Raw genomic sequence first — 13,226 nt, forward strand, 5'->3', positions numbered from 1 at the left:
AGCCGCACATGTGACCGCCCCGCGCCCCTGAGGGGTCGCCCTACGCCTGGATCGGTGCCGTGAGGCGGCGGTCGGCCAGGGAGCGGCCTGCCTCCAGGTCGTACGAACCCTCCACCCGTACCCATGAGTTGGTGCTCTCGTCCCAGATCTCGAAGGCCCGGGGCGGGAGTTGGACGACCGCCTCCGCCGTCTCGCCCGGTGCCGCCTGCACCGTGGCGAAGCCCGCCAGCCAGCGGGTCGGGCGGGTGGGGTCCGGGGTCGTGGGGGCCAGGTAGAGCTGGACGGTCTCGCGGCCCTCGCGTGAACCGGTGTTGCGGACGCGGACGGTCGCCGTCGTGCCGGTGACATCGAGGGACTCGTACGTCCAGTCGGTGTAGCCGAGGCCGTGGCCGAAGGCGTACGCGGGGGTCCTGCTCTCCTTGTCCCAGGCGCGGTAGCCGATGAAGACGTCCTCGTCGTAGGCGAGTTCGCCGGAGGTGGGGGCGACCCGGGTGACGGGGGCCTCGGCGAGGGTGCCCCAGGTGGTGGGGAGACGGCCGCCGGGCTCGTGGGTGCCGGTGAGGATGTCGGCGAGGGCGGCACCGCCCTCCTGGCCGGGGAACCAGGTGAGGAGGGCGGCGGCGACGTCGTCGCGCCACGGGAGTTCCACCGGGGAGCCGGAGTTGACGACGACGACGGTGGCGGGGTTGGCGGCGGCCACCGCGCGGACCAGGTCGTCCTGGCGGCCGGGGAGGTGGAGGTTCGCGCGGTCGAAGCCCTCGGACTCGACGCGGTCGGTGGTCGCCACGACCACCACGGCCGTGTCGGCGGCGCGGGCCGCCGCCACCGCCTCGGCGATCAGGTCGTCCGGGTCGCGCTGCGGCTCCTGGTGGCAGAGCGAGAAGGCGAGCATCGTGATCGGGGCGTCGGCGGGCAGTTCCACGACATGGGTGAGCGAGACCTGTACCGGGGTGCCCTCGGTCAGTTCGACCCGGGCCCGTGGGACGGGGGCGCCGAAGAACGACACGAAGGGATCGTCCGTGTCGGCGGTGTGGACGTCGTCGAAGTGGGTCGTGCCGTCGACGGTGAGGGTGTAGGCGCCCAGGCCCTTGATGCCGAAGGTGTGCGTGCCGCTCCCGCGCGGGACGAAGGTGCCGGTCACCTCGACGGTGTGCAGGGTGGTGTGGGTGACGCCGTCGGGGAGGTCCGAACCCATCCACTGGATGTGGCCGTTGGGGGCGGAGCGGGTGCCGATGACCGTGCCGGAGCTGTCGCGGCAGACGGCCCGGAGGGTGAATCCCCGGTCGGCGACGGCGAGTTCCTCGTTGGGGTCCGCGCCGACGGCGTAGGTCAGGGCGCCTTCGGGGAGGGCGGCGGTGAGGCCGTCGAGGGGGGAGACGATCCGGGAGGGGAAGACGGTGGCGGAGCCGCCGCCGAGGACGCGGGCGTCGCGGGCGGCGGCGCCGGACAGGGCCACCGTCGCACCGGTCCGGAGGGGGAGGGCCGGCCGGTCGTCCACGGGCTCGTTGCGGACCAGGACGAAGGAGCGGCGGGCGATCTCGCGGGCCAGGGCCTCGCCGTCGACGGGGGCGGGGAGTTCGGTGACCACCGGGTCGGCGCCCTCCAGGATGCCGACCCGGGCGGCCAGGCGCAGGACGCGGCGGACGGCCTCGTCGACCTCGGTCTCGGTGACCTCGCCGGCGCGGACGGCGGCGGCCAGGGGCTCGCCGTAGACGGTGACCGGGCCGGGCATGGCGACGTCGAGGCCGCCGGTGAGGGCACCGGTGGTGGAGCGGGCGGCCAGCCAGTCGGAGACGTTGAAGCCGTCGAAGCCCCATTCGCCGCGCAGGACCTCGTTCACGAGGTAGCGGTGTTCGGTCATCGTGGAGCCGTTGACCTGGTTGTAGGCGGTCATGATGCCCCAGGGGTGGGCGTTCGCCACGATCGCCTCGAAGGGGGCGAGGTACAGCTCGCGCAGGGCGCGTTCGGAGACCAGGTTGTTCACGGTGAAGCGGTCGGTCTCGGCGTCGTTGGCGACGAAGTGCTTGACCGTGGTGCCGACGCCGCCCGACTGGACGCCGGTCACATAGCCCGAGCCGATCTCGCCGGCGAGGTACGGGTCCTCGCTGTACGCCTCGAAGTGACGGCCGCCGAGCGGGGAGCGGTGCAGGTTGACGGTGGGGGCGAGGAGGACGTGGACGCCCTTGCGGCGGGCCTCCTGTGCCAGCAACACGCCTGCGCGGCGGGCGAGTCCGGGGTCCCAGGTGGCGGCGAGGGCGGTCGGGGAGGGCAGCGCGACGGACGGGTCGTCGGCGGTCCAGCGCACTCCGCGTACGCCGATCGGGCCGTCGGACATGACGAGGGAGTCCAGACCGATCTCGGGGAGCGCGGGCAGGGTCCACATGTCCTGGCCGGAGAGCAGCCTCGCCTTGGCGTCGAGGTCGAGCTTGGCGAGGGCCTTCTCCACGGCCGCTTCGCGGGCCGTGTCGGCCGGGGTGGGGTGGGTGCCCGCCATGGGGTCCTCCTGGGTTCGGGTCCGTTCGGGGCCGTGCGGTTCCTCCGTGAACCTCCCCCATCGTGCACGGGTTACCTGTAGAGCGGTAGGTTTCGTTATCTTCCCGTTACTTTCAGGGTGGGGTGATGTCGTACGGTGGCGCCATGAACGCCAGGGCCAGGAGCGTGGAGCGGCGCGCGGAGATCGTCCGGGCCGCTCTGGAGGTGATCGCCGAGCGCGGATACCGGGGGGCGAGCCTGGCGGCGGTCGCCGACCGGGTGGGACTCACCCAGCAGGGGCTGCTGCACCACTTCCCGACGAAGGAGGCGCTGCTGGTCGCCGTGCTGAAGGAGCGCGACCAGTGGGACGCGGTACCGGACACCCCGTGGCGCATCGATCTGCTGGTCTCGCTCGTGGAGTACAACGCGATGCGGCCCGGCATCATCCAGACCTTCTCCGCGCTGCTCGGCGAGAGCGTCACGGAGGGACATCCGGCCCGCGACTACTTCACCGAGCGCTACGGCCGGGTCCGCGAGACCATGGCGGCCGTGCTGCGCGCCGAGTACGGCGACCGGCTGCCGAGCGGGCTCACCCCGGAGCGGGCGGCGCCGCTGCTGGTGGCCGTGATGGACGGGTTGCAGTACCAGTGGCTGCTGGATCCGGCGGGTGTGGACATGGCGGAGGCGTTCCGGGACTTCCTGACACTGCTGGGCGAGGACGCGGGCGAGGGCTGAGGCCGGCCTCCGGGTGCGCCGCCCCTCGCGGCACGCGGCATGGCGTACGCCCCTTCCGTCACGCGATACTGCCGCCGTCCGGAGCGACACCCCCACGGCACGATCAGCGACGGAAGGACCCGAACTCCCTTGAGTTACCTACTGACTTCTCTGCCGACCTCCCGGCGAGCGCGTGGAGCGGCGATAGGACTGGCGGCCCTGGTGGCCGGTCTCTGCGCCCCCGTCTCCCCCGCCGCCGCTTCCGCTTCGGCCTCGGTCTCCTCCGCGGCCGCCCCGACCGTCGAGGAGCAGCGGCTCGATCGGGCCGTGCCCCAGGAGATCCTGCGGCGGTCCGGATTCGACGCCGTGGCACCGGAGTTCGCGCGGGCGCTGGACGGGGCGCGGTCGTACGCGCAGGCCGAGCGGATCGTCGTACGGCAGGGGGCGCGGCTGTGGACGCGTGCCGTGGACCGGGTGCAGGGGCGGGGGCCGGCGGGCGGGGATCTGAGCCGGGACGACGACCGGCCGTTGTACTGGGCACGGTTGGGGATGACGCGGGAAGTGCGGGGGTGGGAGCCGGGGTTCGCGCTGAGCGACCGTCAGAGAGCCGCGCTGCTGGGCGAGTTGGAGCGGACCTCTCGTGGACAGGACTCCCTGCGGTACCCGAAGGGTGGCATGAAGCGGGTGCTCGTCACCGGGTTCGACCCGTTCACGCTGGACCGTGATGTGCGGATCTCCAACCCGTCCGGGGCGACGGCGCTCGCCCTCGACGGGACGGTGATCCGGACCGCCGACGGGCCCGCGCGTGTCGAGACCGCCGTGTTCCCCGTCCGCTGGCAGGACTTCGCCGACGGCACGGTCGAGCGGACGCTCCGGCCCCGGTTGCCGGAGGTCGATCTCTTCACCACGGTCAGCCAGGGCCGGGTGGGCCGTTTCGACGTCGAGCGGACCAACGGGGCCTGGCGCGGCGGCTTCGGCGACAACGACAACATCGGCGTCACCGGGACCATCCCGGTGACCGACCCCGCGACCCAGCCCCAGTGGACGTCCACGACGCTGCCGTACACGGACATCGTCGCCGCGGACACCGGCCGCTTCCCGGTGTACGACAACACGAGCGTGACCGAGATCCCGGCGGGCGGCACGGTCCCGGTCGTCCGGCCGGGCGGACCGACCCCGGGTTCGACCGCACGGGCCGGGGGCGGTGGTGACTACCTCTCCAACGAGATCGCCTACCGCGCCACGCTGCTGCGCGACCGGCTGGGGCTGGGCGCCGGCCTGCCCGGCGGGCATGTGCACACGCCGGTCCTGCAGTTCGGGGCGGGCAACACGGACCCGGCGACCGGCACGGTGACCGATGCCGAGTTCGTACGGAACCGGGTGGACATCGTGGGCCAGGTGCGGGAGATCGTGCGGGTGGCGCTGGAGGCCTCGGACGCCTCCGTCAGTGCGACGGGGCGAACGCGAGGCTGACGCCGAGGCCGGCCAGGACGGACCCGATGGCCTTGTTCAGGACCTTCTGGCCGCGCAGCATCACGGCACGCATCCGGTCGTGCGAGAAGAACACGGCGACGACGCCGAACCACAGCAGGTGGGCGAGGGCCATGAACAGGCCGTAGCCCGCCTGCCGGACCAGCGGGGTGCCGGGGCTGACGACCTGCGCGAAGGTCGAGACGACGAAGAGGGTCGTCTTCGGGTTGAGGACGTTCGTCAGGAAGCCGGAGCGCAGGGCGGCCAGCGGGGTCACGCTCGCCGTGGACTCCGCGAGGTCCACCCGGACCTCGTCACGGGTACGGAAGGTGCGGATGCCGATGTACACGAGGTAGGCCGCGCCGACCAGCTTGATGACCGTGAACAGGAAGGTGGAGGAGGCGATCAGCAGGCCCACGCCGAGCATCGTGTACGTGACGTGCACGAGGACGCCGGCGGCGACGCCGGTCGCGGAGAGCAGGCCGGTCGTACGGCCGTAGAGGTAGCTGTTGCGGATGACCATGGCGAAGTCGGCGCCGGGGGCGACGACCGCGAGGACGGTGATGACCGCGACGGCGAGGACCTCGTTCACGCGCCGACCTCGGGCTTGCGGAACATCGGCGGGGCGGGGTGGCCGGCGGCGGGGACGCGGTTGCGCTCGTCCTCGCCGGTGGTCTCCTCGCCCAGCAGGTCACGGGCCATGAGGGTGGCGCCCGCGACCGCGCCCGGCATCAGGAAGACCGCGACGAACGGCACCAGGAAGGCGAGGCCGAGCGGGGTGCCGAAGCCCCAGATCAGTGTCTTGCGGGAGCGCAGGAGGGCGAGGCGGTCGCGGAGTTCGACGCCGCGGCGCTGGAGGGCGACGGCGGTCAGTTCCTCGGTGAGGAAGAAGCCGGTCACGAAGAAGCCGGCCACCGGGACGACCGTCTGGCCGATGAACGGGACGAAGCCGAGGGCGAAGAGCAGGACGGCCCACACGAGCGCGCGGGCGAGGACGCGGAGGCTGTCCCGGGCCGAGATCCACAGCTCCCGCCACAGCGGCAGGTCGGACTCGGGCGCGGTGCCGTCCGGGGAGACGTCCCGGTCGACCTTCTCGGAGAGGTTCTCGTAGAAGGGCTGGCCGATGAGGAGCGTCACGGCGGTGAAGGTGATGACCGCGAGGGCCAGGGCGAGGGCGAACAGGACGGCGGTGAGCAGGCCGCGGAAGAGGCCGGGCCAGGGGCTGGACCAGTCGTCCGCGAAGGGGGTGGCCCAGGTGACGAAGTCCGGGCCCCAGGCGGCCAGGGCCACGAGGGCGGCTATGTAGAGGACCAGGGTGATGAGGCCCGGGATCAGGCCGAAGCCGTACTGCTTCCCGTGCCTGGCCACCCATCGCTGGCCCTGGACGAGGTACTGGAAACCCACCCCTAGATCGCGCATGGGGCGAACTTTATCGTTCGGGTGCTTTGCGCAGGAGAGCTCGGGGGGTTGGGTGCGCCGGCGACTGCGGGTTGTATGTGGCTGCTCGCGCAGTTCCCCGCGCCCCTTTGGGGCCTGCGGCCCATCAGGGTGCGAAGGGTCCCTTGGCTGTGAAGACCCGGTCCGCGAAGCGCTCGCCGATGAGGTGGTGGGTCTCCGCGTCGGGGTGGAGGTCGTCCGGGAGGGGGTGGGTGGTGGCGTCCCGGTCGCCGTAGAGGGTGAGGCCGTCGAGGTGGTGGAGGTGGGGGTCCTCCTCGGCGCGCTGGGCGACGACGGCCGCCAGTTCCTCGCGGATGACACGGAGGGTGAGTTTGCCGGGGGTGAGGTCGTCGGGGTCGCCCATGGCGCGGAAGCGGAGGCGGCCCTCGGCGAGGCCGGTGAGGTCGGGGGCGCTGGGGCCGGGGGTGTCCTCGTGGATGGGGCAGTGGATCGGGGAGACGACGAGCAGCGGGGTGGTGGGGTGGCCGTCGCGGATCGTGTCGAGGAAGCCGTGGACGGCCGGGGTGAAGGCGCGCAGCCGCATCGCGTCGTGGTTGACGAGGTTGATGCCGATCTTGACGCTGATCAGGTCGGCGGGGGTGTCCCGCATCGCGCGGGCGGTGAAGGGGTCGAGGAGGGCGCTGCCGCCGAGGCCCAGGTTGATGAGGTCGACACCTGCCAGGGAGGCCGCGTGGGCGGGCCAGATGGCGGTGGGGCTCGCGGCGTCGGAGCCGTGGCTGATGGAGCTGCCGTGGTGCAGCCAGACCCGGCGGCCCCGGTCGGGGACGGGCTCGACGGGGGCGTCGGTGCGCAGGGCGAGGAGTTCGGTGGTCTCGTTGTGCGGGAGCCAGATCTCGACGGTCTTGAGGGTGTCGGGGAGGTCCGCGAAGGTCACGGTGCCGGGCGGGCCCGGCCGGTGCTCCGCCGTGCCGGCGGTCATGTCGACGGTGACGGTGTCGCCGTCCGGCACGCTCGCCTGCGCGGTCAGCCGGCCGTCGACGAGGAGGTCGTAGAGGCCGTCGGGGCGGGGCGGGGCGCCCACATAGGTCCGTTTGGTGCGCAGGGCGTCGAGTTCGACCGTGGTGGCGCGGGTGCGGAAGACCAGGCGTACGCCGGAGGGCTGGGACTCGACCATGGCGAGCTGCGGGTCGGCGTACTGGGCGCGGGCCCTGGCGGGGAGGCGGTGGGGCAGTATGCCGCGCCCGGTGTGTTCCAGCTCCAGGGCGCCGTGCAGGAGGTCGGCGGTGAGGGGGGTCGTGATGCGGTGAGGGTTCGTGCGGGGGCTCTCGGGCATGGCTCAACCTGACGGTCGGTGGGGTGGGCTGTCCGGGGGTGGCCGGTGCGGGGCGGCCGGATGCGTCAACTGGGCGGAACGGCAGGCCAGTTGCGCAGCAGGGCGTCGAGGGCGTCCAGGACGCGGTCCCAGCTCTGCTGCGAGTCGGGGGCGCTGTGGCTGAAGCCGCCGGACGCCTCCAGGCTGACGTAGCCGTGGAAGACGCTGCCGAGGAGCCGGACGGCGTGGGTCTGGTCCGGCTCGGTGAGGTCGTAGCCGCGCAGGATCGCCCTGGTCATCTGTGAGTGCCGGGCGCCCGCGCTCGCCGCTGCGGCCGCCGGGTCCAGTCTCAGCTGGGCCGCCGCGTACCGGCCGGGGTGGGCGTGGGCGTAGTCGCGGTACACGTTCCCGAGTGCCGCGAGGGCGTCCTTGCCCGCCCGGCCGGCGAGCGCGGTGGCACCCCGGTCGGCCAGTTCCTCCAGGGCGAGCAGGGCGATGCGGGTCCTGAGGTCCTGGGAGTTCCGGACGTGCGAGTACAGGCTCGCGACCTTCACGTCGAAGCGCCGGGCCAGCTCGGAGACGGTCACCTCGTCGAAGCCGATCTCGTCGGCCAGCTCCGCGCCCGCTCGGGCGAGACGCTCCGGGGTGAGGCCTGCGCGCGCCATCGTCATCCTCTCGTTCGACCTCTCACTCGACCTCGCCGATTATGCGGTTGCCTAAAAGCTTTAGGCAACCGGCATTGCCTCTTAGGCGCCCAGGCAGCGGAAGAAGTCCGCCATCTCCGTGGCGAGCCGGGCATGGCGGGTGATCGTCGCCGCGGCCGTGTCCGGGATGCCGGTGGGGCGCTTCCCCTCGGCGTACCCCCGGACGCGTGCCTCACGCTCGTCCCGTTCGTCGCCGTACAGGTCCTTGACCAGCCAGTTCACCAGGTGGCTCAGGGAGTAGCGGCGGTCGTAGTCGTGGTGGCGGTCGTGGAAGGCGGCCTCCTGCGGGGACAGGTCGAAGCGGGAGGAGAGGGCGAGGCCGAAGTCGGTGAAGTAGAGGCGCCGGCCGTCGGTCAGGATGTTCTGGAAGTGGGCGTCGAAGTGGAGCAGGCCCCGGCCGTTGATGAAGGAGAGGCCCGCGGTCAGTTCCCGCTCGACGAGGGCGCAGGCCCGGTCGGAGGTCTCGCCGCCGGTGGCCATCTGGTCGCCGAGCCACTCGTGGACGTTGCGCGGGATGTACTCCAGGAACAGCACGACGCTCGCGGAGGACTCCCGGCGGGCCTCGATGCGGTGGCGTACGCCGGGGTGGCCGCCCCAGTGGGCGACGGCGCGTTCGATGTCGGCCAGTTCCTCGGGGAGGGGGGTGGAGCCCGGGAGCACCCGCCAGTGGTGCAGGAGCGGGAAGCCGTCGCACTCCCCCGCGAGCGCCCAGTCCGTCGTCATCGTGTGGACCGCCAACTCCCGCCAGGCGCCGAAGCCGGGGCTGCCGACGGCGCCGACGCCGTACTGGCAGGAGAGGGGCAGGTCGAACAGGTTCGCCGTGGACCGGACGTGCTCGGGCCGCCGTTCCAGGTCGGTGAGGGGGAGGCGCTTCACGAAGACCGGGGTCCCGGCGACCTCCAGGGACGCCGACGTACCGCCGATGCCGGAGCCGAGCGGGGTGGCCGTGTCGAGGAGTTCGGCCAGGGCGTGGTCGCTGTGCAGCGCGAGGGTGGTGGACACGGCGCCGTGGGCGGTCAGCCGGGCGGCGCGGGCGGGGTCGGTGGAGGTCATCAGCGATGTGTAGCACCCGTGGTCGGGTCGTCAGGTGGCCCTCGGCCACGTTCCCCTCGATGCCCACGTTCCCTTCGGTGCCCGCGTGGCCGCCGTGCCCTCTTGTTGCCCGCGAGTCGAACAGGTAGACCACCTGTGGTCGACATCCGCACCGGCACGTTCGAGGAACCCCGCTCCAGAAGGAACCCCACTCCAGGAGGTAGCGTGCGTCCGCCGAGACCCGGCCCGAGATCCGCACTGTTCAGCGTCGCCGTCGCCACTCTCACCGTCGGCCTCACCGCCGGATCGCTCCTTGTCGCCCCGCGTCCCGCGGGCGCCGAACCCAAGCCCCCCGTCCGCGAGGGCTCCGCGCTGCCGCAGGGGGCCGCGCTGGCTCCGGCGAGCGCCGCCGAGCGGGCCCTCACCGCACCGGAAACCGACCTCTCCGATCCCACCGGCGCGTCCGGCACGGCCGGTTCCGACACGGCCGGTTCCGGTCGCGGCTATCCGCGGGAGCAGGTCCTCTCCCCCGACCCGGAGAACCCGGCCGACAAGTCCATCAAGCTGGGCCTGACCCCGTACCACGCGATCGCGCCGAAGCTGAACGCCCTGCAGCGGCTCGGCGACCGGGTGAGTGTGGAGATCGCGGGGCGGTCGGCCGGCGGGCACCGGCTGTACCTCGTCACCGTGACCGCCCCGGAGACCGCGCGGCAGACGCGCGAGCAGGCGCGGATGCGTGAACTCATCGAGAGCGCGCCGAAGTCGGCGGCCCGGGACCGGAGCATCGCGAAGTCGTACAAGACACCCGTCTTCTTCAACAACAACATCCACGGCAACGAGTGGGAGGGCACGGACGCCTCCCTGAAGCTCATCGAGCGGCTGGCGACGGCGGGCGACACGCGGACGAAGGAGCTTCTGGCCCGCTCCCGGCTGTACTTCAACATCACCGCCAACCCGGACGGCCGCATCGCGGGCACCCGCGCCAACGCGGGCGGGTTCGACATGAACCGGGACTTCGTCACCGCCTCGCAGCCCGAGGTGCGGGCGATGCGGCGGATCCAGATCGACAAGCAGCCCGCCGTGATGCTCGATCTGCACGGGTACGTCAACGGCACCCTGATCGAGCCGACCACTCCCCCGCACGGCGAGAACTACGAGTACGACCTCTTCCTGAAGAACACCTACGCCAACGCGCTGCGCATGGAGTCCGCCGTCAACGGCCTCGGCTACACGCCCGCGAAGGACGGTGTCGACCCGGCCCAGATCCCGTTCCGGGACTCGGCGGAGGGCTGGGACGACTGGCCGCCGATCTTCACCCCGCAGTACGCGGCCTTCCACGGCACGGTCGCCGCGCACACCGTGGAGATCCCGCTCCAGGTGAACAACGCGGCGTACGAGTCGCTGCCGGTCGAGGAGTTGCGCCGCCGGTCCGCCATCAACGTCGACGTGGCGGGCGCTGCGCTGCGCGCGACCCTCGACTTCGTGCGGGAGAAGCGGAGTTCGCTGATCGCCGACCAGATCGAGGTGTTCCGGCGCGGTGCCGCGGGCGCCGCCCAGGTCCCGGTCTCGGAGGCGACCGTCCCCGGGGTGCCCGGCATCGGGCCCGAGGACGTCTACACGACCCGGTTCCCGCGCGCGTACGTCATTCCGGCGGGCGGCGCCCAGCGGTCCGCCACGGCCGCCGCCCGGCTCGTCGACCATCTCCTCGCCAACGACGTCCGGGTGACCCGCGCGACCCGCTCCTTCCGGCTCGACGGGCGGTCGTACGCGAAGGGCTCGTACGTCGTCGACCTGCGTCAGCCCAAGCGCGGCCTGGCCAACGCGCTGCTCGCCGACGGGCGGGACATCAGCGACAAGGTCTCGGTGATGTACGACATCTCCGGCTGGAGCCTGGGGCGGCTGTGGGGCGCCACCGTGACGGAGGCGAGGAGCGGCCGTCCGTCGGCCGTCCCCGCCCGGCCGGTGACGGCCGCCGCCCGTGTCGGGTACGTCGCCCCGCGCGGCGACCTGCGGCTGCGCCTCGACTCCCCGCAGGAGATCGCGGCCCTCAACTCCCTTCTGAAGGACGGGGTTCCGGTACGGCAGGCGGCCGACGGCAGCGCGCTCGTACCGGCGTCGGCGCGACGGCGGGCCGAGGCGCTGGCACGGTCGTACGACGTGGTCTTCGACGCGACCAGGGCCGTGAAGGGTGTCCCGCTCCACCGGGTCCGCGTCGCCGCCGCCGTCACGGCCGGTGAGCTGTTCGCGCTGCGGGAGATGAACTTCGAGGTCGTCCCGGTGTCGACGGCGGTGCTCAACGCGGGCTTCGACTGGGCGAAGTCGGGGGCCGATGTGCTGTTCGTGTCGTCGGGGCTGTCGTACGGCGGGCTCAACGCCTCCGCGCGTACGGCCCTGACCGGCTTCCTCGCCGGGCACGGGCTGGTCGGCCGGGGTGCGACGGGCGCGGCGCTCGCCTCGGCCACCGGGCGGCTGAAGGCGACGGCCGTGCAGGGCAACGGGGACGCCAACGGCGTGGTCCGCGTGGTGAATGCGGGCGGCACGGTGACCGGCGGCGCGCCGGACCACAGCTTCGTCTACGCGCCCGTGTGGTTCACCGATCTCGGCGGCGGCGTCACCGTCGAGCAGTCGTACGGCACCGGGAATCCGCTGGTCTCCGGGCACTGGCGGCCGCTGGACGACGGCTCCGGCGGCCCGGCGGCGGCAGCGGGCCGGCCCTCCGTGGTCAGCGGGCCGAACGCGGTCCTCTTCGGCACGGAACCGCTCTTCCGCGACCATCCGAAGGGGGAATTCCCGCAGGTGGGGCGGGCGTTGCTGAGAGTCGTCGGATAGCGGGAGTCGAGGAACGGGAGCGCGCATGACCGAGGGAATCCGGACGGCCGCCGTCCATGGCACGGTCGCCGACGGCTTCGAGGCGGTGCGCGAGGAGTTCGCCGTGTTCGTGGCCGGGGAACGGGCCGACTACGAGGGGCAGTTGACCGCGTATGTGCACGGGCGGCGGGTCGTCGACCTGTGGGCGGGACCCGAGGAGGTGGCGGCGACGGGCGGCGACACACTGCACGGCGTGTTCTCCTCCACCAAGGGTGCCGCCCATCTCGTCGTCGCGCTCCTCGTCCAGGACGGCGTACTGGAGCTGGACCGTGAAGTGGCCCACTACTGGCCGGAGTTCGCGGCCGAGGGCAAGGGGGCGCTGACCCTGCGGGAGCTGCTCGCGCACCGGGCGGGGCTCATCGGCACCGATGCCGGGTTCACGCTGGAGGAGCTGGCGGACGACCGGGTGATCGCCGAACGCCTCGCCGTCCAGCGCCCGTTCTGGCGTCCGGGCGCCGCCTTCGGCTATCACGCGCTCGTCATCGGGGCGCTCACCGGAGAGGTCGTACGGCGGGCCACGGGCCGGACGCTCCAGGAGGTGTACGAGGAGCGGGTCCGTGCCCCGTACGGGCTCGACCTGTTCCTGGGGCTGCCGGACGAGCACGAGCCCCGCTACCGGACCGTCCTGCCGATGACGCCGACGCCCGCGCAGCAGGCCGAGCTGGACGCGGTGCCGCGCGGGCCGCACACACTGGCGTCGATCGCGTTCAACGGCCAGGTGCCGGAGCCGGGCGAGCTGACGGACTTCCCCAACGCGCGGATCGTGCGCGCGAACGGGCAGTCCTCGGCGGGCGGGGTCGGCTCGGCGCGCGGGCTCGCCGGGATGTACGCGGCGGCCATCAGCGAGGTGGACGGGCGCCCGCCGCTCCTCAAGCCCGACACCGTCGGCGAGTTCGGCCAGGTCCACTCCCTCGGCCACGACCTGGTGTCACGCACACCGAAGGCGTTCGGCCTCGGCTTCCAGGCCACCGCCGAGCTGGTCCACCCCTTCCTGGGCGCCGGCACCTTCGGCCACAGCGGCGCGGGCGGCTCCCAGGCCTTCGCCGACCCCCGCGGCGGCCTCGCCTACGGCTACACCCGGCGCCGTATGGCGTTCCCGGGCGGGGCGGCGCCGGAGAACGCGGGGTTCGTACGGGCCGTGCACGGCGCGGCGCTGGCCCTGGCCCCCTGAGGCCCCCGGACACACGAACGGAGCCCGCACCCCACGTCCAGGGGTGCGGACTCCGGCGTGTGCAACGAACGTGAGCGGGCGTTCG

Annotated in this window: 10 protein-coding genes; 4 read left to right on the forward strand and 6 right to left on the reverse strand. The window is 72.9% G+C overall.

The window, feature by feature from the left end:
• Positions 1-40 precede the first annotated feature (40 nt).
• Positions 41-2,494: a glycoside hydrolase family 3 protein gene (locus J8M51_RS02130; protein ID WP_267298915.1), complete on the reverse strand. Its 2,454-nt coding sequence runs from the start codon at positions 2,492-2,494 to the stop codon at positions 41-43.
• Positions 2,495-2,619: 125 nt separating this feature from the next.
• Here J8M51_RS02130 and J8M51_RS02135 point away from each other — a divergent pair, with 125 nt between their 5' ends.
• Positions 2,620-3,207 (forward strand): TetR/AcrR family transcriptional regulator, encoded by a 588-nt coding sequence (locus tag J8M51_RS02135; RefSeq protein ID WP_086763126.1) that lies wholly within the window; start codon positions 2,620-2,622, stop codon positions 3,205-3,207.
• A gap of 141 nt (positions 3,208-3,348) precedes the next feature.
• Entirely contained in the window at positions 3,349-4,659 is a 1,311-nt protein-coding gene (locus tag J8M51_RS02140; RefSeq protein ID WP_398856261.1) for a pyroglutamyl peptidase, read from the forward strand.
• Here J8M51_RS02140 and J8M51_RS02145 read toward each other — a convergent pair.
• From J8M51_RS02145 to J8M51_RS02165, 5 genes are all read right to left on the reverse strand, one after another.
• Positions 4,631-5,248, reverse strand: a complete 618-nt coding sequence (locus J8M51_RS02145; protein WP_086759438.1) for a LysE family transporter — start codon at positions 5,246-5,248, stop codon at positions 4,631-4,633. The genes J8M51_RS02140 and J8M51_RS02145 overlap by 29 nt on opposite strands.
• Positions 5,245-6,075: an EI24 domain-containing protein gene (locus J8M51_RS02150; protein WP_086759440.1), complete on the reverse strand. Its 831-nt coding sequence runs from the start codon at positions 6,073-6,075 to the stop codon at positions 5,245-5,247. The genes J8M51_RS02145 and J8M51_RS02150 overlap by 4 nt, the downstream gene beginning before the upstream one ends.
• Before the next feature lie 124 nt (positions 6,076-6,199).
• A complete protein-coding gene (locus J8M51_RS02155; RefSeq protein WP_267298917.1) occupies positions 6,200-7,387 on the reverse strand; it encodes a GDSL-type esterase/lipase family protein in 1,188 nt (395 codons plus the stop codon).
• Positions 7,388-7,452: 65 nt separating this feature from the next.
• Positions 7,453-8,031, reverse strand: coding sequence for a TetR/AcrR family transcriptional regulator (locus J8M51_RS02160; RefSeq protein ID WP_086759963.1), 579 nt, complete (start codon positions 8,029-8,031; stop codon positions 7,453-7,455).
• 81 nt (positions 8,032-8,112) lie between these two features.
• Positions 8,113-9,123 carry a protein kinase family protein gene (locus J8M51_RS02165; protein WP_086759958.1) on the reverse strand — a complete coding sequence of 337 codons (1,011 nt, stop codon included), beginning with the start codon at positions 9,121-9,123 and terminating at the stop codon, positions 8,113-8,115.
• 204 nt (positions 9,124-9,327) lie between these two features.
• Here J8M51_RS02165 and J8M51_RS02170 point away from each other — a divergent pair, with 204 nt between their 5' ends.
• Together J8M51_RS02170 and J8M51_RS02175 are read left to right on the forward strand one after the other, a co-directional pair.
• On the forward strand, positions 9,328-11,931 hold the full coding sequence (locus J8M51_RS02170) for a M14 family zinc carboxypeptidase (RefSeq protein ID WP_086759960.1): 2,604 nt from the start codon (positions 9,328-9,330) through the stop codon (positions 11,929-11,931).
• 25 nt (positions 11,932-11,956) lie between these two features.
• Entirely contained in the window at positions 11,957-13,141 is a 1,185-nt protein-coding gene (locus tag J8M51_RS02175; protein ID WP_086759962.1) for a serine hydrolase domain-containing protein, read from the forward strand.
• Positions 13,142-13,226 lie beyond the last annotated feature (85 nt).

This window comes from Streptomyces griseiscabiei (genome assembly GCF_020010925.1).
Lineage (GTDB): Bacteria > Actinomycetota > Actinomycetes > Streptomycetales > Streptomycetaceae > Streptomyces > Streptomyces griseiscabiei.

Coding starts and splice junctions, on each gene's coding strand:
- J8M51_RS02165 (WP_086759958.1), bottom strand. CDS start 9,123: ATGACCTCCACCGACCCCGCCCGCGCCGCCCGGCTGACCGCCCACGGC.
- J8M51_RS02160 (WP_086759963.1), bottom strand. CDS start 8,031: ATGGCGCGCGCAGGCCTCACCCCGGAGCGTCTCGCCCGAGCGGGCGCG.
- J8M51_RS02135 (WP_086763126.1), top strand. CDS start 2,620: ATGTCGTACGGTGGCGCCATGAACGCCAGGGCCAGGAGCGTGGAGCGG.
- J8M51_RS02130 (WP_267298915.1), bottom strand. CDS start 2,494: ATGGCGGGCACCCACCCCACCCCGGCCGACACGGCCCGCGAAGCGGCC.
- J8M51_RS02150 (WP_086759440.1), bottom strand. CDS start 6,075: ATGCGCGATCTAGGGGTGGGTTTCCAGTACCTCGTCCAGGGCCAGCGA.
- J8M51_RS02155 (WP_267298917.1), bottom strand. CDS start 7,387: ATGCCCGAGAGCCCCCGCACGAACCCTCACCGCATCACGACCCCCCTC.
- J8M51_RS02175 (WP_086759962.1), top strand. CDS start 11,957: ATGACCGAGGGAATCCGGACGGCCGCCGTCCATGGCACGGTCGCCGAC.